This window comes from Flavobacterium sp. (genome assembly GCF_044339515.1).
Classification (GTDB): domain Bacteria; phylum Bacteroidota; class Bacteroidia; order Flavobacteriales; family Flavobacteriaceae; genus Flavobacterium.
Genome location: NZ_JBIIVK010000059.1, coordinates 1 through 19856 on the forward strand (window position 1 = coordinate 1; position 19856 = coordinate 19856).

The 19856-nt window shown below is 32.9% G+C and carries 19 protein-coding genes and 1 pseudogene; 12 read left to right on the forward strand and 8 right to left on the reverse strand.

The window, feature by feature from the left end; translation table 11 throughout:
• Nucleotides 1-107 (forward strand): annotated as a pseudogene (locus ACIQ0M_RS13410) (IS1595 family transposase); the annotation flags it as partial.
• Entirely contained in the window at nucleotides 104-553 is a 450-nt protein-coding gene (locus ACIQ0M_RS13415; protein ID WP_396153090.1) for a helix-turn-helix domain-containing protein, read from the forward strand. The pseudogene ACIQ0M_RS13410 and the gene ACIQ0M_RS13415, both read left to right, overlap by 4 nt.
• A 58-nt stretch (nucleotides 554-611) precedes the next feature.
• On the opposite strand, the gene rho is transcribed toward ACIQ0M_RS13415, so the two are convergent.
• On the reverse strand, nucleotides 612-2327 hold the full coding sequence (rho, locus tag ACIQ0M_RS13420) for a transcription termination factor Rho (protein WP_396153092.1): 1716 nt from the start codon (nucleotides 2325-2327) through the stop codon (nucleotides 612-614).
• A 175-nt stretch (nucleotides 2328-2502) separates the two neighbouring features.
• Here rho and ACIQ0M_RS13425 point away from each other — a divergent pair, with 175 nt between their 5' ends.
• The 4 genes from ACIQ0M_RS13425 (at nucleotide 2503) to ACIQ0M_RS13440 (ending at nucleotide 5811) form a co-directional block, all read left to right on the forward strand.
• Nucleotides 2503-2916, forward strand: coding sequence for a DUF4293 domain-containing protein (locus ACIQ0M_RS13425; RefSeq protein ID WP_396153094.1), 414 nt, complete (start codon nucleotides 2503-2505; stop codon nucleotides 2914-2916).
• Between the two features lie 183 nt (nucleotides 2917-3099).
• The gene (locus tag ACIQ0M_RS13430) at nucleotides 3100-3762 is read left to right on the forward strand and encodes a response regulator (protein WP_396153096.1); all 663 of its coding nucleotides are present in this window, start codon (nucleotides 3100-3102) and stop codon (nucleotides 3760-3762) included.
• Between the two features lie 2 nt (nucleotides 3763-3764).
• Entirely contained in the window at nucleotides 3765-4070 is a 306-nt protein-coding gene (locus ACIQ0M_RS13435; protein ID WP_396153098.1) for a hypothetical protein, read from the forward strand.
• Complete coding sequence (locus ACIQ0M_RS13440) at nucleotides 4063-5811, forward strand: sensor histidine kinase (protein WP_396153100.1); 1749 nt, start codon at nucleotides 4063-4065, stop codon at nucleotides 5809-5811. The genes ACIQ0M_RS13435 and ACIQ0M_RS13440 overlap by 8 nt, the downstream gene beginning before the upstream one ends.
• Here ACIQ0M_RS13440 and ACIQ0M_RS13445 read toward each other — a convergent pair.
• Nucleotides 5808-6305, reverse strand: coding sequence for a metallophosphoesterase family protein (locus tag ACIQ0M_RS13445; RefSeq protein ID WP_396153102.1), 498 nt, complete (start codon nucleotides 6303-6305; stop codon nucleotides 5808-5810). The genes ACIQ0M_RS13440 and ACIQ0M_RS13445 overlap by 4 nt on opposite strands.
• Nucleotides 6306-6517: 212 nt before the next feature.
• On the opposite strand from ACIQ0M_RS13445, the gene truA reads away from it, so the two are divergent.
• The 3 genes from truA to lpdA all read left to right on the forward strand — a co-directional run bounded on the left by truA (nucleotide 6518) and on the right by lpdA (nucleotide 10519).
• Nucleotides 6518-7258 carry a tRNA pseudouridine(38-40) synthase TruA gene (truA, locus tag ACIQ0M_RS13450; RefSeq protein ID WP_396153105.1) on the forward strand — a complete coding sequence of 247 codons (741 nt, stop codon included), beginning with the start codon at nucleotides 6518-6520 and terminating at the stop codon, nucleotides 7256-7258.
• Entirely contained in the window at nucleotides 7255-9003 is a 1749-nt protein-coding gene (locus ACIQ0M_RS13455; protein ID WP_396153107.1) for an ABC transporter ATP-binding protein, read from the forward strand. The genes truA and ACIQ0M_RS13455 overlap by 4 nt, the downstream gene beginning before the upstream one ends.
• A 127-nt stretch (nucleotides 9004-9130) precedes the next feature.
• Nucleotides 9131-10519, forward strand: coding sequence for a dihydrolipoyl dehydrogenase (lpdA, locus tag ACIQ0M_RS13460; protein ID WP_396153109.1), 1389 nt, complete (start codon nucleotides 9131-9133; stop codon nucleotides 10517-10519).
• A 68-nt stretch (nucleotides 10520-10587) separates the two neighbouring features.
• Here the strand turns inward: lpdA and ACIQ0M_RS13465 are convergent, their stop codons facing one another.
• Genes ACIQ0M_RS13465 through ACIQ0M_RS13475 form a run of 3 tightly spaced genes read right to left on the reverse strand, consistent with a single transcriptional unit; the run spans nucleotide 10588 to nucleotide 13202 of the window.
• Nucleotides 10588-12234 (reverse strand): KGGVGR-motif variant AAA ATPase, encoded by a 1647-nt coding sequence (locus ACIQ0M_RS13465; RefSeq protein ID WP_396153111.1) that lies wholly within the window; start codon nucleotides 12232-12234, stop codon nucleotides 10588-10590.
• A 2-nt stretch (nucleotides 12235-12236) separates the two neighbouring features.
• Nucleotides 12237-12764 (reverse strand): helix-turn-helix domain-containing protein, encoded by a 528-nt coding sequence (locus tag ACIQ0M_RS13470; RefSeq protein WP_396153113.1) that lies wholly within the window; start codon nucleotides 12762-12764, stop codon nucleotides 12237-12239.
• Nucleotides 12765-12767: 3 nt separating this feature from the next.
• A complete protein-coding gene (locus tag ACIQ0M_RS13475; RefSeq protein ID WP_396153115.1) occupies nucleotides 12768-13202 on the reverse strand; it encodes a DUF6932 family protein in 435 nt (144 codons plus the stop codon).
• A gap of 291 nt (nucleotides 13203-13493) precedes the next feature.
• Between ACIQ0M_RS13475 and ACIQ0M_RS13480 the strand changes: the two genes are divergently transcribed.
• Nucleotides 13494-14045 (forward strand): hypothetical protein, encoded by a 552-nt coding sequence (locus tag ACIQ0M_RS13480; protein ID WP_396153117.1) that lies wholly within the window; start codon nucleotides 13494-13496, stop codon nucleotides 14043-14045.
• On the opposite strand, the gene ACIQ0M_RS13485 is transcribed toward ACIQ0M_RS13480, so the two are convergent.
• The 3 genes from ACIQ0M_RS13485 to ACIQ0M_RS13495 are packed head-to-tail and all read right to left on the reverse strand — an operon-like array spanning nucleotide 14042 to nucleotide 16977.
• Complete coding sequence (locus tag ACIQ0M_RS13485; RefSeq protein ID WP_396153119.1) at nucleotides 14042-14980, reverse strand: NAD(P)H-dependent flavin oxidoreductase; 939 nt, start codon at nucleotides 14978-14980, stop codon at nucleotides 14042-14044. The genes ACIQ0M_RS13480 and ACIQ0M_RS13485 overlap by 4 nt on opposite strands.
• A gap of 27 nt (nucleotides 14981-15007) precedes the next feature.
• Nucleotides 15008-16195, reverse strand: a complete 1188-nt coding sequence (gene mnmA / locus ACIQ0M_RS13490; RefSeq protein ID WP_396153121.1) for a tRNA 2-thiouridine(34) synthase MnmA — start codon at nucleotides 16193-16195, stop codon at nucleotides 15008-15010.
• A gap of 35 nt (nucleotides 16196-16230) precedes the next feature.
• Nucleotides 16231-16977, reverse strand: coding sequence for a toxin-antitoxin system YwqK family antitoxin (locus tag ACIQ0M_RS13495; protein WP_396153123.1), 747 nt, complete (start codon nucleotides 16975-16977; stop codon nucleotides 16231-16233).
• Nucleotides 16978-17090: 113 nt separating this feature from the next.
• Here ACIQ0M_RS13495 and ACIQ0M_RS13500 point away from each other — a divergent pair, with 113 nt between their 5' ends.
• Together ACIQ0M_RS13500 and ACIQ0M_RS13505 are read left to right on the forward strand one after the other, a co-directional pair.
• Nucleotides 17091-18464 (forward strand): alpha/beta hydrolase-fold protein, encoded by a 1374-nt coding sequence (locus ACIQ0M_RS13500; RefSeq protein ID WP_396153125.1) that lies wholly within the window; start codon nucleotides 17091-17093, stop codon nucleotides 18462-18464.
• 226 nt (nucleotides 18465-18690) lie between these two features.
• Nucleotides 18691-19668, forward strand: coding sequence for a fasciclin domain-containing protein (locus ACIQ0M_RS13505; protein ID WP_396153127.1), 978 nt, complete (start codon nucleotides 18691-18693; stop codon nucleotides 19666-19668).
• Nucleotides 19669-19856: the final 188 nt, after the last annotated feature.

Sequence of the window (19856 nt, forward strand, 5' to 3'; positions counted from 1 at the left end):
AATATTTACAATTATACCTAAATGAGTTCGTTTACAAGCTTAATAGACGGTATTTTGAAGAAAAATTATTCGACAGGCTAGTGATAGCAAGCATTACAGGGTTATGACTAATAACGGACAATCAATTTTTATTAAATCAAAAATCAATATTTTTAATCCAAAATCAAATAAAATGAGTGTAGGTTTTAAAATCAAAAAATTAAGAGAAAAAAAAAGTTGGTCTCAACAAGATTTAGCAGACAAACTTGAAATTGGTCAAACTAAAATAAGTAATATTGAAAATGAAATAACTGAAAAAATTGATTTCCAATTAATGGATAAAATTTGTAAGATATTTGATGTAGATTTCCAGTTTTTTATTGATGATAACAATACAAACAATATAAATAATCTTAATGGTGGAGTTGCTGGAAATAATTATGGAAATATTTACAACAATAATTATCCTGAAAACATAATAGATCAAATAAAAATACTGCTAAATGATCTAAAAGAAAAGGAAAAAATAATCGCTATGTTAGAAAATCAATTAAATAATAGAAAACAATCATAATACAAAAAGTCGTCCAAAAATATTTTCGGACGACTTTTTGTATATACTTCGTTTTCGACTAATCATTCATCGAAATCAAAAACTCTTCGTTATTTCGGGTTTTCTTAAATCGGTCATTGATAAAATCCATTGCTTCCACCGGATTCATATCGGCTAAATATTTTCGCATAATCCACATACGGTGAATTGTATTTTCATCCAATAATAAGTCATCACGACGTGTACTTGAAGACGTTAAATCAATCGCAGGGAAAATACGTTTGTTTGAAATTTTTCTATCCAATTGAAGCTCCATGTTACCGGTTCCTTTGAATTCTTCAAAAATAACTTCGTCCATTTTAGAGCCTGTTTCGGTAAGAGCCGTTGCGATAATACTTAACGACCCACCATTTTCAATATTCCGGGCTGCACCAAAGAAACGTTTTGGTTTTTGCAATGCATTGGCATCTACCCCACCACTCAATACTTTTCCGGACGCCGGTTGAACCGTGTTATAAGCTCGTGCCAAACGTGTAATTGAATCCAATAAAATTACCACATCGTGTCCACATTCAACCAAACGTTTTGCTTTTTCTAAAACGATGTTGGCCACTTTTACGTGGCGATCTGCCGGTTCATCAAATGTCGAAGCGATTACTTCACCACGCACATTGCGTTGCATGTCTGTTACCTCCTCCGGACGTTCATCTATCAATAAAACGATTAAATATACTTCAGGATGATTGGCAGCAATAGTGTTGGCAATATCCTTCAACAACATGGTTTTACCGGTTTTTGGCTGAGCTACGATCATTCCGCGTTGACCTTTTCCTATTGGAGAAAACAAATCAATAATTCGAGTGGATACTGTTGCCTGCTTTTCGGCTAATTTAAATTTTTCTTGCGGAAAAATTGGCGTTAAATGCTCAAATGAAACACGGTCTCTGACTACTTGCGGATCGTGACCATTAATTTTTAAGACTTTTACCAATGGGAAAAACTTCTCTCCCTCTTTTGGAGGTCGAACCACACCTTTAACAGTATCTCCTGTTTTTAAACCAAATAGTCTGATTTGTGAAGTTGATAAATAAATATCGTCTGGTGAAGCTAGATAATTATAATCGGATGAACGTAAAAATCCGTAACCATCGGGCATCATTTCTAAAACGCCTTCACTTTCGATGATTCCGTCGAACTCATAATCGGCATCGCGATAATTGGTCTTTTTATTTTTAAAATTTGGATTATGGTTTCCATTCCCGTTCCCGTTCCCATTTTGGTGTTTTTGAAAAGGTTGGTTTTGCTGACGTTGTGGCTGGTTTTCAGTATTTGAAACCTGATTTTCATCTATTACTGCAGAAGTTTGAACTTCGGGTGAATCAGACGTTTCCGGTTGTTCATTTTTCTTTTTAAATATCTTTTTCTCAAACTTGGATTTTATGAACTTAGCAGGCCTATCATTACTTTTAGCATCTTGATTAGGCTGTTCTGTTTCAACTTTGCTTTGTACTTCAACCTCATCCGTTTTTACTACTGCCGGTATTTCGGGTTCGGAGAACAAAGTAGAAACTTGTTCTTTGTTATCTTTAGGGGCAACAATTCTTGCCCGCTTAGTTTTTGAGGCAGACTCAGTAGGTGATTTTTTCTCAGAATTTGAAGCACTATTTTGTGTTTCAATAATTTTTTGAATTAAATCATCTTTTTTTACGCCATTGAATTTTATTGTTTTGGCTGCTTTCGCAATTTCTTGAAGCTCAGCAAGCTTCATTTCTTTTAATACAGAAATTTCAAACATGAATGTTCTAGGATGTTAATTTTTAGTCGGAAAATGTAATGAGGTACACTATAAATATTTTATCTGCTATAATGAAGAAAAAACAGATTTACATTGCAATATTACAAATATTTTTTAATAAACAATAGTAATTATTAAAAAAGAAAATATATTTTTGCTGAGCTAATACAAAAACATGTTACAAAGAATACAGTCTCTTTATCTTATTGGTGCAATTATATGTTCCGGAATTTTACCTTTTCTTTTTCCTTTATGGTTTGATGAAAATGGTTTTCCAATTTATTTTCAAGGAGACTTACCTATTTCCATTTTATTTGGATTTAGTGCTTTGTTATCAATTTTAGCAATTATGTCTTACAAAAAAAGACAACATCAATTTGTTCTTTGCAGATTGAATATGATATTAAATATAATTTTATTGTTGTTATTTGTGTTATATGCCCCAAAATTATCTGGAGACCCTTATGTGTCAAAGAAGGGTATTGGGCTGGTTCTTCCTTTACTTTCTATCGTATTTTTAGCGTTAGCCAACATCGCTATTCAAAAGGACGAAAAGCTCGTAAAATCGTCGGGCAGACTACGTAAATAATACAGTAAACTTAGTTTATTTTAGTGCGTTAAAAATCCGAGCCGATGGTTCGGATTTTTTTATTGAACTTTTTTTAATTTTAGACTGAATGGAAACTTATTAATTATCAATGGAATGATGAATTATTAGTAATTTTTTCTACATTTGGTATTATCTAACATTCTAAATAAACTGTAAAATCACATGTCTGAAAAAATACGAATTCATTTGGCTGACGATCATCAAGTCTTAATTGATGGAATGCTCGCAGTACTTAAAACGAATTCAAAATTTGAAGTTGTAGGACACTCTTTAAACGGACTAGACTTGGTAACTACAATACTTTCTAATAGTGCTGATATTTTGATTATGGACATTAATATGCCACACAAAGATGGTATAGAAGTACTAAAAGAGCTTTCACAAGTAAAGCATTCTTGCCGCGTAATTATTTTATCCAGCTATGACGATATCAAATTAATCAAAGAGGTTTTGAAACTGGGAGCCAATGGTTATCTTTCCAAACAATGTGCCGGGGAAAGTATCGTTGAAGCCATTGAAAGCGTAGCATCGGGAAAAGATTATTTTTCACAAAACATTCAAGAAAAAATATTCAGTTCATTTTCAGGTAATGGAGCGGAAACTTCCACCAATGAAATTTCAATCAACACAACTTTAACCGACCGAGAATTAGAAATTTTAAAACTTATTTCATTAGAATACAGTGGAAAAGAAATTGGCGAAGAGCTTTCAATTAGTTTAAACACAGTTGAAACACATCGTAAAAATTTAATAAAAAAATTAAACGTTAAAAATACAATTGGTATTGTAAAATTTGCAATCAAAAACAACTTAATCAAACAATAGTTATGGAACTTCTAGGCACTTATTCAACAGCAAGAATTGATACAAACAGTTATAATTTGACATACAGTTTTCCTGACAATTGCAATGCTATTGTGACAGATAAAAATGGTTTTTACTCTGTAGCAATAAGTCTCAAAAAAGGACAAACTAAACCATCTTCAAATTATATCTCTGACGATATAATTTGTAATCAATATAATGGTGCTATTGAAATTCAATTTGTCCAACAAAATTATGACCCTATCGGAGACGATTGGGGCGATGGGACTTCGACTAAACCAAAAGTGAAAATTTTCGTCAATGGTTAGATTTTTTACAACTTTATTTTTTTTACTTTTTTTAGTTACAATTTCTTTCAGCCAATCAAAAGTTGACTCAATCGATTATTATTCAGAAAAAAAAGAACTAATTAAAGCCATCAATTATGCGAAAAAGAAATCGGATGATTTTTTAGCACAAAAAAAATATTTTGATTTTTGTAGAATTTCTGTCCGGAAATCAAAACTTTTCGGCACGCTGAATGATCATGAAAAGGCATTGGTTACTCTTTACAAGGCTCTATCTATTTCCGAAAAAAACAAATTAAAAGGAAATGCTGAAATAATTGAGCAAATAGCCACTCGTTATTCTATTATTGGAGATTCTTCAAAAGCTTTCAAAAATTATTACAGAGCAAAAAAAATTGCTTTAATAGAAAAAGACACGGCAACAGTAGTCTATATTTATCATAATTTATTTAGATTACATACTACCAAAAGGATTGATAGTTCTTATTTCTACATGAAAAAGAAATTTCAACTAGACAAAAAAACAAATTCAATAAGCGGATTATCAATAAGCTATAACAATCATTTTGTTTATTATACGCTAGTCGATGATTATTTGATGGCTAAATCCTATTTAGATAGTAGTTATAATTTTGCCATAAAAAACAATAATAAAAAACTAATTATATCAGCGTTAAGTAATTATGGATATTATTATATGCAATATCAAAATGACTTCAAAAAGGGAGCCGAAACGTATGAAAAAATTAAAACAGATTACAAAGATGATTTAAGCACATTTGATTATGTTGAATTATATTTAAACTTAGTGTATGCTTATGAACAATTGGGTGATTATAAACTAGCTAACTTTTACAATACGTTGGCTTTTGAATCAAGTCAAAAATTACATAACGAGAACATAAGAGATAAAATTAGAGAAATTGAAACAAAATACAACATTGATAAAGTTGAAGACGAATACAAAGAAAAATCAAAACTACTGGAGGAAAGACAAAGCCGTAACAAAAAAATCATCTTTATATTCGTAGCTTTATTTGGATTCAGTTTGGTATTATTTTACTTCTTTTACCAAAACTTACAACTAAAACAACGCAATAAAATTAGAGAATTAGATAGTGAAATTCAGGAAAACATCATCAACGCCTCTATTGACGGACAAGAAATTGAACGAAAAAAACTTTCCGAAGTACTCCACGATAACATTAGTGCTTTACTTTCATCGGCCGGTCTGCACTTATCCGCCTATTTAGTTGGTCAAAAAGGTGAAATTCCGGAAGAAATTGTAAAAGCACGATCACTCTTAAAAGAAGCTCATGATCAAGTACGTGATTTATCACATGAATTGGTGCCGCCGGTTTTAGCTAAATTAGGTCTGTATTATGCTGTACAAGATTTATGCGAAAAAAATTCAAATTCTATTATCCAATTCACCTTTAACTATTTTGGTTCAAACCAAAAAAGATATAATGAAGAATTTGAAATCAAAGTCTATTTTATCATCACAGAACTTGTCAACAATATCTTGAAACACAGTAAAGCAACAAGTGGCTATATTACCTTAGAAGAAAAAAACAATCAGATCATCATAAATGTTGAAGATAATGGCAAAGGATTTGACAGCTCAAAAACCTACAGCAGTGATGGTTTTGGACTCACTCAAATTAAAGCACGCGTTAAAAACCTGAAAGGAAAAATCACCATCAATTCTAAAATGAATGCCGGAACACTAGTTTATATAAAGCTACACATTCCACACTAAACTTTTTTCTCCATTTCAATAATTTCAAGTGCTTTAATTTGCTCTCCGTCAATTTCAAATCGTAGCATGGTTCGCACTTGATGAAATCCGTGAATACCCGCAGCTCCGGGATTCATGTGCAGTAAATTCAACGTTTTATCAAATTGAACTTTTAAAATGTGCGAATGCCCACAAATGAATAATTTTGGTGGATTATTTTTCAATTCATCGCGAATGGCTTGATTATATTTTCCGGGATAGCCGCCAATATGCGTGATTAAAACCTCAACTCCTTCACAAAAAAAACGATTGTTCAACGGAAATTCCATTCGAGCTTTATCGTTATCAATATTACCATAAACTGCTCGAAGTGGTTTGAGTTTTTTAATTTCGTCTGTTACTGTCAAATCACCAATGTCACCGGCATGCCAGACTTCATCAGCTAAACGAACATACTTTAGGATTTTTTCGTCTATGAAACTATGCGTATCAGAAAGAAGAAGGATTTTTTTCAATTTTTATTTTTTTGCCACTAAAGCACGAAGATACAAAGATTTTATAACCGAAAACTAAAATGAGTTTCCTACGAAATAACAAGTTTGTGTGAAAACTTTAACCGAAATCTCCCAACTTCAATCTCCCATCTCCCATCCCAAAGTTTAACGTAAAATTATATCCTTCGTAAATTTGATACAATTTCAATTCAATTATCTTTGTACATTGAAATATGAGATACTTTATCAAACTAGCATACAACGGAACCAACTACCACGGGTGGCAAACGCAGCCCAACGCAGTATCTGTTCAAGAAACATTGGAAAAAGCACTTTCTCTTTTATTAAAAAATAAAATTGAAATTGTGGCTGCAGGTCGCACAGACTCCGGAGTTCATGCCAAAGAAATGTTTGCTCATTTTGATTTTGAAGAGGCTATTGATAGTGATTATTGGATTCCGAAATTAAATTCTTATCTTCCAAAAGACATCGTAATTTATTCCATTTTTGAAGTGAATTCCGAGGCTCATGCCCGCTTTGATGCCATCGAAAGAACCTATGAATACCACATTCACTCTACCAAAGATGTTTTTATTAACGAGTTAAGTTGGTATCATTTTTATCCTTTAAATTTGGAAAAAATGAACCAAGCCGCAAAAATTTTATTAGAATACACCGATTTTGAATGTTTTTCGAAAGTAAATACCGATGTTTTTACTTTTAATTGTAAAATAAAAAACGCCTTTTGGCAACAAAATGAAAATCAATTGGTTTTTACGATAACCGCCGATCGTTTTCTCCGAAATATGGTGCGAGCCATTGTCGGAACTATGATTAACATTGGCCAAGGAAAAATTGAACCGGAACAGTTGCGAATCATCATCGAAAGTAAAAACCGAAGTCAAGCAGGATTTTCTGCCCCGGCACACGGACTCTATCTAACCCAAATTTTATATCCATACAGCACCGAATGAAAGCATTTGACACTCAATTATTCAAACGGATTTTATTCTACACCAAACCCTATCAATGGCGTTTTAGAGGAGTAATATTTTGGGCAATCGGACTTTCTGTTTTTGCCGCACTTCGCCCCTATTTATTGAAAAATACGGTAGATGATTACATCAAAACACATGACAGTCATGGCCTGGTGTTTTATATTTTATTGATGGGAATCGTATTAATTCTCGAAGTTATTTCACAATTTTACTTTGTTTATTGGGCCAATTGGCTAGGCCAAGATATTGTTCGCGACATCCGAATCAAGCTTTTTGACCACATGCTTCGTTTTAAAATGAAATACTACGACCATTCCCCGGTTGGCCAATTAGTAACGCGTTCCGTTTCAGATATTGAAGCCATTGCCCGCATTTTCAGTCAAGGATTATTTATGATTATCAGTGATTTAATGAAAATGGTTGCCGTTATTTTTGTCATGTTTTTTATGAATTGGAAGCTTTCATGGATTGCCATTTTAGCCATGCCTATTTTAATTTATGCTACACGAATTTTTCAATTAAAAATGAAATCAGCGTTTGAGGAAGTACGAACACAAGTGGCTAACATCAATACTTTTGTGCAGGAAAGAGTAACCGGAATGAAAATCGTTCAACTTTTTTCAAGAGAAGAAATTGATTATGAAAAGTTTAAAGTTATCAACGACAAACACAACAAAGCATGGATAAGAACAGTCTGGTATAACGCTATTTTCTTTCCCATTGCCGATTTAGTTACGAATTTCACTTTAGCTTTTGTGGTCTATTATGGGGGACTATCGATGATTGGAGGAGAAACATCAACCACTGTTGGAGATTTATTCACGTACACGATGATGATTGGAATGTTATTCAACCCGCTTCGTCAAATTGCAGATAAATTCAACGAGATGCAAATGGGAATGATTGCTGCCAATCGGGTTTTTGCCATTTTAGACATTCAAGATCAAGTGCAAGAAAACGGTATAGTTGAAGCTCCACATTTTAAAGGAAAATTATCTTTTCAAGAGGTTCGTTTTGGTTATATTAATGATGAAGAAGTCATCAAAGGAATTAATTTGGAAGTAAATCCGGGTGAAACCATTGCGATTGTAGGTTCTACCGGAGCAGGAAAATCAACAATAATTAATTTATTAAATCGTTTTTACGAAATTAACAGCGGAACTATTTCCATTGATGGAAGAAACATCAACGAATTTGAACTAAAAAGTCTCCGAAAACAAATTGCCGTGGTTTTGCAAGATGTATTTCTTTTTGCCGACACCATTCTGAATAACATTACACTCGATAACCCAAACATAACTAGAGAAGATGTCATTGAAGCCGCCCAAAAAATTGGTGTTCATGAATTCATCATGACTTTACCCAATGGCTACGATTATAATGTAAAAGAACGTGGGGTGATGCTTTCGTCGGGACAACGACAATTGATTGCTTTTCTTCGTGCTTATGTCAGTAATCCAAGTATTTTGATTTTGGATGAAGCCACTTCTTCGATTGATACCTATTCGGAAGAATTAATTCAAAGAGCGACAGAAAAAATAACCAAAGGAAGAACTTCGATTGTTATTGCTCATCGTTTGGCAACTGTTGTGAATGCTGATAAAATCATAGTAATGGACAAAGGAAAAATTGTAGAACAAGGCAAACATGCTGAACTATTATTAAACGAAAAAGGATTTTATAAAAATTTATATGATTCGCAGTTTGTAACAGAACATTAGAAAGTTGTCTGTTATCTGTTTTCGAATAACCGACAACGGACAACCGAAAACAGTCTTCAAAAAACTTTTTAAAAACATATTAAATCATTAAATTCGCAAATTATAATTACGAAAAAATCCATAGATAATGAAATACGATATTATTGTTTTAGGTAGTGGTCCGGGTGGTTATGTAACTGCTATTCGTGCCTCACAATTGGGCTTTAAAGTAGCCGTTATTGAAAAAGAAAGTTTAGGCGGTGTTTGTTTGAATTGGGGATGTATCCCAACCAAAGCTCTTTTAAAATCAGCTCAAGTGTTTGAATACCTGAAACATGCTTCAGATTACGGACTTACTGTAAAAGAATTTGATAAAGATTTTGGAGCCGTTATCAACCGTAGTCGTGGAGTGGCAGATGGAATGAGTAAAGGTGTTCAATTTTTGATGAAAAAAAATAAAATTGATGTGATTGAAGGTTTTGGAAAAATAAAACCGGGCAAAAAAATTGATGTTACCGCTGCCGATGGTAAAGTAACTGAATACAGTGCCGATCATATAATCATTGCAACCGGAGCTCGTTCTCGCGAGTTGCCTAACTTGCCTCAAGATGGTAAAAAAGTAATTGGTTACCGTCAAGCGATGACATTACCTGAACAACCTAAGAAAATGATTGTAGTAGGTTCAGGTGCCATAGGAGTTGAATTTGCGAGTTTTTATAATTCGATGGGAACAGAAGTATCTATTGTTGAGTTCATGCCTACTATCGTTCCCGTGGAAGATGAAGATGTATCGAAACAATTCGAACGTTCGTTGAAAAAAGCCGGCATTACGATTATGACTAATTCTTCTGTTGAACGAATTGACACAAGCGGAAATGGTGTAAAAGCTTTTGTAAAAACAGCCAAAGGCGAAGAAGTTTTAGAAGCTGACATTTTATTATCTGCGGTTGGAATTAAAACTAACATTGAAAACATTGGTTTAGAAGAAGTTGGAATTGCTGTTGACCGCGATAAAATTTTAGTAAACGATTATTACCAAACCAATATTCCGGGTTATTATGCTATTGGTGATGTAACACCCGGTCAAGCGTTAGCTCACGTGGCTTCCGCAGAAGGAATTTTGTGTGTAGAAAAAATTGCAGGATTACACGTTGAACCATTGGATTACGGAAACGTTCCGGGTTGTACGTATGCTACACCTGAAATTGCTTCAGTTGGTTTAACTGAAAAGCAAGCCAAAGAAAAAGGATACGAACTAAAAGTAGGTAAATTTCCGTTTACCGCTTCCGGAAAAGCAAAAGCTGCCGGAACTCCAGACGGATTTGTAAAAGTAATTTTTGATGCCAAATACGGCGAATGGTTAGGTTGTCATATGATTGGTGCCGGCGTAACCGATATGATTGCCGAAGCCGTTGTTGCTCGTAAATTAGAAACAACAGGTCACGAAATTTTAAAAGCAATTCACCCACACCCAACGATGAGTGAAGCGGTGATGGAAGCTGTAGCGGATGCGTATGGTGAAGTGATTCATTTGTAAATAAAGAGATCAGAATAAAAACCCCAATTTAAAATTTTTTAAATCGGGGTTTTTACTTTATAATTATATCAGTATTCAGGAAGAGTAACTTTTATCCTGTATGTCTTCAATAAGTTTATAAATCGTTCATCTTTATAGTATTTTCTATAAACTTTTTCTTCTTTAATTACTCTTTCAAAAGTTTCTGAATTCATACCAAAAATAAATGACAGTTGAAGATTCTTATAAAATTCATTGTCATTTCCTTTTTCTGCATATATTTCAGATAATGTCCCTAAAGCAAAATAATTTTTTGGATTTAACTCTAAACTCTTATAAGTATATTGAAAAGCTTTATCATAATCCTTTAAATCTTTATAAGAATTTGCTAAATCATTATAACCTCCGTCATAATGGGGAAAATTTTCAACTAATTTTAATCTATAATTTAAAGCAGTTTGATAATCTAATTTTTGTCTAAATATATATCCTAAAAATGATAATGAAGCTCTGTATTTAGGTTCAATTATAAGGATTTTTTCAAGAATTGTAATCGCCTCTTCAGGTAAATTTAAACCATGTAAACAATATGCAATAATATATTTGTAGTATAAATTATTTTCATCAATTTTAGATGCTTGCTTTGCAAAGACAATTGCTTCATCATAATTCTTTAATTCAATGTAAGTGTCCGCTAGCAAACTCATCGCTTCGTGAGAATTTGAATTCAATAATATAGCACTTTTAAGCTTATTAATTTTTATTGCGTTGTCATATGTGTTTTTAGCTTCTTCAATTAGTAATTCAGATTCTCTTAAAGCATTAAATTTTGATATTTCATCAACTGTTAAATCATCTTTCGTTAATTCTTCAAATAAAGTTAGATAGTCTTCTTCGATTGGTACAACTTGAAATAATGATGGATTCTTTTCAGAAATAGTATTTATTTTGAAACGTTCTTCTTCCTCCAATTCTCTATCAGAATGTATAACAAATACTTTTTCAATTAACTTTCCCTCTTGATTTATAGTTGCTAATGCATTTCTAACAATTCTAATTTCTTTATGTTTTTCATCAGGATTAGCATAATAAGGAATTCTAGTTAAAACAAAGTGTATTGTAGGTAACTTACCCAACAAATTATTTTCGTTATTCATTAAACTTTTAATAATTCTAGCAGTACCAGAAATATTCTCTTCATTATTTGCGGCTAAAGTAACCACACTGTCAGCTAATAGAGTCATTGCAATTCCGGATATATCAGTAATTCCAGTTCTGGAATCTATTAAAATAAAATCTGGATTTAAATCTTTTCTTATTAATTCTTTTAAATGTAATAATAAGTTGATACCATTATTTTCGTCTGAATAAAACAAATCTTTCCAATTAATAGATGATAAATTTTTCCAGTATTCGTTACTGTAAATATTTCCTGCCGGTATCAGCTTTATTGAACCATTTAAAGTTCCTAAATAATTCACCTCAGTAACGTATTCATTTATGTTTTGTGGAATAAAATTTTTATTTTGAAATTCAGAAATATATTCTACAATTCCCTTTTTTATTTCTAATTGATTAATATGTTTATTGAATTTAAGGTGTAACCCTGGAGCTTCTAAGTCGAAATCAATAATACAAACTTTTTTACCTAAATCTGCTAATCTCATTGCAATATTTGACAATGTAAGTGATCTACCAACTCCACCTTTATATGAATAAAATGTTATTGTTTTCATTTTTATCTGCACACTAATACAGTTGTGCCTCTGTTTCTTATTTTATTTTGAATTAAGACTGGGTTTATTCCTTGCGGAATTAAAAAATCTGATGTTGTAAAATGTCTTTTTTTATTAAAACTAAATGTCGTATCAACATCTACATCAAGAACAACCACTATTTCCTGTAAACGCTTTAAACTAATATTAGAATAATTTTCAGATTCGTATTTTTGTATTTGCTGTTCGCTTGTTTTAAGCAATCTTGCAAACTCTTTTTGATTATAACCTTTAGCAATTCTACTTTCTATAATACCGCAACTCAAATCTTCAAAACCTCTGGAAACATTTGTAATAATACCTTTTTTTAATCCTTCATAAGCTTTTATTTCTTCTTCAAAAATATCTATTTGACTTTGTATAGAATCTATTTGAAGTTTTAATAATAATGGATTTTTAGAATTACTATTTTCAGATATTACTTTTATGGCATCCTGAAATTTTTTTAAATTATTTTTTGTAACTCCATATTGTTTTTCATTTTTTATCATAACTTAAATTTTTAATGCTATTATACCTTTTGGGTTTCCATCTCTATCTTGTTGAAAGAAGTTTATAAAAGTCTTATCGGGAAGTTCAGCAATTGTTTCAGCTGGAAAAAACTCACAACCAAATTTATCTTTTTGAAGTTTTCTACCTGGGCTAAAATCCCACAAAACAGGTTCAATTTTAATTAATAAATCTAAATCTACATTGTCTGTTTCCCAACAAACATCAATATCCCCGGGAATTTCTTTTGAAGTTGAAAAACTACCATCAATATATATTGTTTTACATCCAGCACTTTTCAAACTTAGAATTGCTTTTTCAAGACCCTCAACTAATTGAATTCTTTTAACAGAAAAGCACAACTTTTCTTTAATTTCTTCAATAGTCGTCCAATGAATGCCAATTGGTAAAGTTCCGTTAGATTGAAAATTAGGTATCAAACAATTATTTAATTGTGTTATTATTTACACAAATATATGAATGTGTTTTGTATAAATGAAACAAAAACGCTTAATTTAACACAAATTTATTTCAAAAAATAGCTAAGAGTGAAGCTGTGGCTGATGCGTATGGTGAAGTGATTCATTTATAATTTACTATTTTAAAAATACACAAACCGTTCAATTTTTAAGTTGGACGGTTTTTTTATGAAAAAAATCCAAATTTTAAAAAATTATATCGTAAAATTTTTTTTTAATAATATATTTGCAATCGTAAGAAAAATTGGAGAAATGAAAAGAATAATTATCGCTATCATTTTGTTGTTTAATCTTGTAGGAAACGCACAAGATAACAGTGTTGAAAAAAATATTTTTGGCATTCAAACCGGACTTTTCGGAGCTTGGATAACTAACGAAACTCGATTAGCAAACAAATTTAGTTTGCGTTCAGAAGTTGGTATGGACTTAGGATTAGTTGTAGATTATGGCGATGATGTCACTTCACTTTTTATTCCAACCATTCGAATGGAGCCTAGATGGCATTATAATTTAGATAAACGAGTGGAAAAAGGTCGTTCGATAAAAAATAATAGTTCCAATTTCCTAGCTTTAAATTTTATTTATAGTCCAGATTGGTTTTATATCTCTAAAATGGATAATATTAATGTAATCAGTACACTATCGATTATTCCAAAATGGGCAATTAAACGAAATATTGGAAATTCCAATTTTAATTATGAAGCAGGTTTCGGAATTGGATATGCTGTTTATCTTGAAGATTATTTGGGCGATAATGGAAGTACCGCGGTTGATTTACATGCTCGAATTGGTTACACTTTTTAAAGCAAAACCGCTTCCTTTTTAGCCAACTCAAATTCTTCTATAACCGAATCAATGATTTCTTTCACTGGTTTTATATCGTGAATTAATCCGGCTATTTGACCTATTTCTAATTCGCCTTCTATCAAATCGCCTTCAAACATTCCACGTTTTGCTCGGGCTCGTCCTAACAATTCTTTTAATTCTTCGGGAGTTGGACATTTGGCATACAATTCCTGAATATCATTGTAAAACTTATTTTTAATCAAGCGAACTGGAGCTAATTCTTTTAATGTAACCAACGTATCGCCTTCTTTTGTATCAATAATGGATTGCTTAAAGTTTTCATGTGCCGAGCTTTCTACTGAAGCGGCAAAACGACTTCCCATTTGAACGCCATCGGCACCTAAAATCATTGCGGCCAACATTCCTCTTCCGGTTGCAATGCCGCCCGCAGCAATTAATGGGATGGAAATATTTTCTTTGACCATCGGAATTAATGTTAAGGTAGTAGTTTCTTCCCTTCCATTGTGTCCACCGGCTTCAAAACCTTCAGCGACCACCGCATCTACTCCGGCTTCTTGAGCTTTTAAAGCAAATTTTGAACTGCTTACTACATGAACTACCGTAATTCCTTTTTCCTTTAAAAAAGAAGTCCACGTTTTTGGATTTCCGGCAGAAGTGAAAACGATTTTCACCCCTTCTTCCACTATAATTTGCATGATTTCTTCAATGTTGGGATACAACATCGGTACATTTACACCAAACGGTTTGTCAGTTGCTTTTTTGCATTTTTGAATGTGTTCACGCAAAACATCGGGATACATCGAACCGGCACCAATTAAGCCCAAACCACCGGCATTACTGACGGCACTGGCTAATTTGTAACCGCTATTCCAGATCATTCCACCCTGAATAATTGGGTATTGTATATTGAAAAGAGAAGTAATTCTGTTCATAAATTCAATGAATTAAAAAAAACGAATTTACGAAATTACACCCGAACCAACTAATTCATCACCTACATTCCAAGCTACAAATTGTCCTTCAGTTATAGCGGATTGCGGTTCATCAAAAACGACGTATAATCCACTTTCAAAGTGGTATAATGTTGCTTTTTGTAAAGCTTGTCGATAACGAATACGTGCCGTGACTTCCTTTGTTTCACCATTTTGTAAACGCAAATCTTCTCGAATCCAATGAACTTCATTCGGCTGAACTTTTAATGCTTTTCTGAACAATCCGGGATGAAATTGACCTTGGCCAGTGTAAATTGTATTCGTCTCAATATCTGTTGAAATAATAAATAAGGCTTCTTTAGTTCCACCTACATTCAATCCTTTTCGTTGACCAATAGTGAAATAATGAGCACCTTGATGTTTGCCCACGATTTTTCCCATGGTTGGTAAATACTTGAAAGGCTGTGCATCAAAATTCAGTTGCTCTTCCATCGATTCAAAAGTTGGTTTTTCTATAGCATAAATCGGATCATTTTTATCAATTTCGATAATGATTCCTTCTTTGGGTTGTAATTTTTGTTGTAAAAATTCCGGTAATCGCACTTTCCCAATAAAACATAATCCTTGCGAATCTTTCTTTTCGGCAGTGACTAAATCTAATTTTGAAGCAATTTCCCGAACTTGTGGTTTCGTTAATTCGCCAATCGGAAACAACGATTTTGACAATTGTTCCTGTGATAACTGACATAAAAAATACGATTGATCTTTGTTTCCATCAATTCCGGCAAGCAATTGATAGATTTCTTTTCCGTCTTTTTCAAGAATTCCTTTGCGGCAATAATGTCCGGTGGCAACAAAATCAGCTCCTAACGAAAGAGCAATTTTCATAAAAACATCAAACTTGATTTCGCGATTGCAAAGTACATCGGGATTTGGCGTCCGACCGCTTTCGTATTCTTTGAACATATAATCTACGATACGGTCTTTGTATTCTTCGCTTAAATCGACCGTTTGAAACGGAATTCCGAGTTTTTCGGCAACCAAAAGAGCATCGTTAGAATCTTCCAACCACGGGCATTCGTTTGAAATCGTCACCGAATCATCATGCCAGTTTTTCATAAACAAACCGATGACTTCGTACCCTTGTTCTTTCAACAAATATGCCGCAACACTGGAATCTACCCCGCCGGAAAGTCCGACTACTACTCTTTTCATTTCAAAAATTTTTGCAAAGGTAGGGATTTCTAAAATTACTGTTTCTGTGCTTTAACTTTTCTTTTAGCTTCACCGGCAGCCGTTTTAGGTTTGGCTTTTTTCTTTTCGCTTCGGTTTTCTTCTTTGACTAATTTTCCATTTTCATAAAATTTCCAGACTCCTACCGATTTGCCTTTTTTGTATTCTCCAACTGAATATTTATCGCCGGCAGCTTCTCTAAAAATGGCTTGTCCGTGGTATTCACCATTTTTAAAGAAAGACTCTTCCAAAACAACACCGTTTTCTGCTACTTTTTTATAAGGACCATCTTTTATTCCGTTACTGAAGTTCGACTCCTCAGCAATTAATCCGGTATTGTAAAATACTTTTTTTACACCATGTAATTTACCATTCTTATAATTTTCTAAATTCATAATGGTATCCGATCGAAGATGATAAAATTTCCATTCGCCTTCATGCACCTTGTTGACCAATTTTCCTTCGCTGACTTTGTGTTTACCATTGAAAATAATAGTATAACATGACCCATCGTTAGCGGAAAAATCTCTTGTAGCTACAATCTTCTTTACTTTAGTATTGTCATAAAAGGTAAAAATGCCAACTTCTTTACCGTGCTTAAACTCGCCTTCATATTTTGGATATTTAGTATCTTCATAAACACCTTTCCAAAGTCCGTGTTTATTTCCTTTATCATCTAACTGATTGATTTTGCCTTGAGCGAAGATTACAGAGTTAATTAAAAAGAATATAGAAACTATTTTTTTTGAAAATTGGATATTCATGGTTTTATTATTTTTTATTTATAAAACTAAACAATAGCAAAAATAGTATATGAAAAGTAGAATTTGATTGAAAATTTATAAATTTGAAAATACACTGATTAGTTATCAAAATTATGAAAAAATATCTACTTGTTTTGTTTTCTATCTTTTCGTTAGGAATTGATGCACAAGTGACTTTACGCATTACATCAATCCCTGCAAATACGCCAACGGGAGCAACAATTTATTTAGCCGGAAGTATAAATGGTTGGAATCCGTTTGATAATGGTTCAATTATGCAACCGGATGGCTTTGGAACTTATCAACTTACAATTCCGGAAGGTACAGGAACCGTGGAATATAAGTTTACCCGTGGAAGTTGGGCTACCGTAGAAGGTAATGCCAGTGGTGGTTATTTGCCTAACAGAACTTTTACCTTTAACGGAACTCCTCAAACCATCAATTTAACCATTCAATCGTGGGAAGATATAACGGGAGGGAATAACAGTACAGCCACTTCCAATGTTCAAATTTTGAGTCCGAATTTTTATATCCCACAGTTGGACCGAATACGTAGAATTTGGTTGTATTTACCTCCTGATTATTTTACTTCAACCAAAAATTATCCGGTTTTATATATGAATGACGGACAAAATTTGTTTGATAATTTAACTTCATTTTCAGGTGAATGGCAAGTGGATGAAACATTAAATTCACTTTTTGAAGAAGGCGATTACGGTGCAATTGTGGTAGGAATTGACAATGGTGGTAGCGAACGCTTAAATGAATATTCACCATGGGTAAATGCTCAATATGGAGGCGGACAAGGTGATGAATATATGGCGTTTATAGCCGAAACATTAAAACCATACATAGATGAAAATTTTAGAACACGCCCTGAACCGAAGATGAATGCGTTAATCGGAAGTTCGATGGGTGCATTAATTGCAACTTATGGAGCCAGTGAATATCCAAATCTGTTTGGAAAAATTGGTTCATTTAGTCCTGCGTATTGGTTTGCATTGTCGGATTTAAACACCTATTTAGGTAACTCCTCCGATTTGTCTAATCTACGTATTTACTTTGTTGCCGGACAGAATGAATCTACTGCCATGGTGCCAAACATAAATACTATTAGAACAACCATGCAGAATAATGGTTTATCAATATCCAATACCTTTACCAAATTTGATTCCTACGGAACACATACTGAGGGCTATTGGAGAGGAGAATTTGGAGCGGCTTATCAATGGTTGTTTGTGAATGAGAGTTTATCGACAAATGTTATTGAAAAGAAGAAACCTGCCCTATTTCAAACTGAAAGCGGAAATTTATGGTTTAATGGTTTTGAAAATGAAACTAAGTTTGAACTTTTCGCATTAAGCGGTCAAAAAATAACCTCCTTACAACTTAGAAACGGATTTAATTCTTTACCAGAAAATTTAGTGAGTGGTATTTATATTTTAAAATCTGAAATGATCTCAAAAAAAGTGTTCAAAAAGCAATGATTTTTTAATTTTGTTTATTAAATTTTTGTTAAAATTAAACAAAAATAAACTCTACAAAAGCATTAAACAATTCATAAAAACATCAATTAAAACAAGCTTTTTAAATATAAAATCAGTTAATTTCAATCTTCTAATTTTCATTTATTGTTTACTATATCTAAAAAATGATTAAACAATATTAAAAATAGTTTCTATATTTGTACCGAACAATAAAAACTCAATAACTATGAAAAATGTAAATTTTTTAAAATCGGTACTTTTTGCTTTTGTAGCAATAACTACTTTTTCTTGTAGCGACGATGATGCCGCTCCACAAAGCAATACGATAGCAGCGATTGCTTCTCGTACTCCTGATTTAAGTATCTTAGTACAAGCATTAGACCGTGCAGGTTTAGTTGGTGCTGTTGATGGAACAACACAACTTACTGTATTTGCTCCAACTAATGATGCTTTTGAAGACTTTTTAGACGACAATGGGTTTGCTGATTTAGAAGCTGTTCCAATTCCGGTACTTAGACAAGTTTTATTAAACCATGTGGTTGCAGGAGCTGTACAATCTACACAGTTATCAACTGGTTACATTGAAACAAGTGCTACTTTTGGTGGAACTGCTTCCGGTAACCCATTGAACATGTATGTAAGTACTGCAGCAGGTGTTAGATTAAACGGTGTTTCTTCTGTGGTAACTCCAAACATTATTGCTTCTAACGGTGTAGTACACGTTGTTGATGCTGTGATTGGATTGCCAACTGTTGTTACTTTTGCTACAGCAGATCCAACATTTAATATATTGGAAGCGGCTTTAACAAGAGAAGGAGATAATATTACTGATTTTGTTGCTGTCTTAAATGGTGCAGGTCCTTTTACCGTATTTGCCCCAACTGATGCTGCATTTGGTGCTTTACTAACAGAATTAAGTCTATCTGGTTTAGGATCTATTCCAGAGTCAACTTTAGATCCAGTTTTAAAATATCATGTTGCTTCCGGCAATGTATTGTCTAGTGCACTTACACCAAATGGTGTAACTACTGTAACATCCATTTTAGGTGCAACTTCAACATTTGATATTACATTGCCAGGTACTGGTGGAAACATTGCAAATGTTACTGATGGTGCAGGAAGAGCTTCTGGTATTGTGGCTGTTGATGTTCAAGCTGCAAACGGTGTAATTCATGTTTTAAACAGAGTTTTATTACCAAACTAATTATTGATTTGCTATGAAAAAGAAAAGCTCCGATATACTCGGAGCTTTTTTTATTATTGTAATGTCTTGTCCTGAAATAGCGATACACAAACTTCATCGTTATGGAAAACCTTCAAGAAAATCGCTATGTTAAGCGAACCCAGAAAGACTACTCAATGTCTTTAAAGCTTCAAATTGTTCAAGAAATA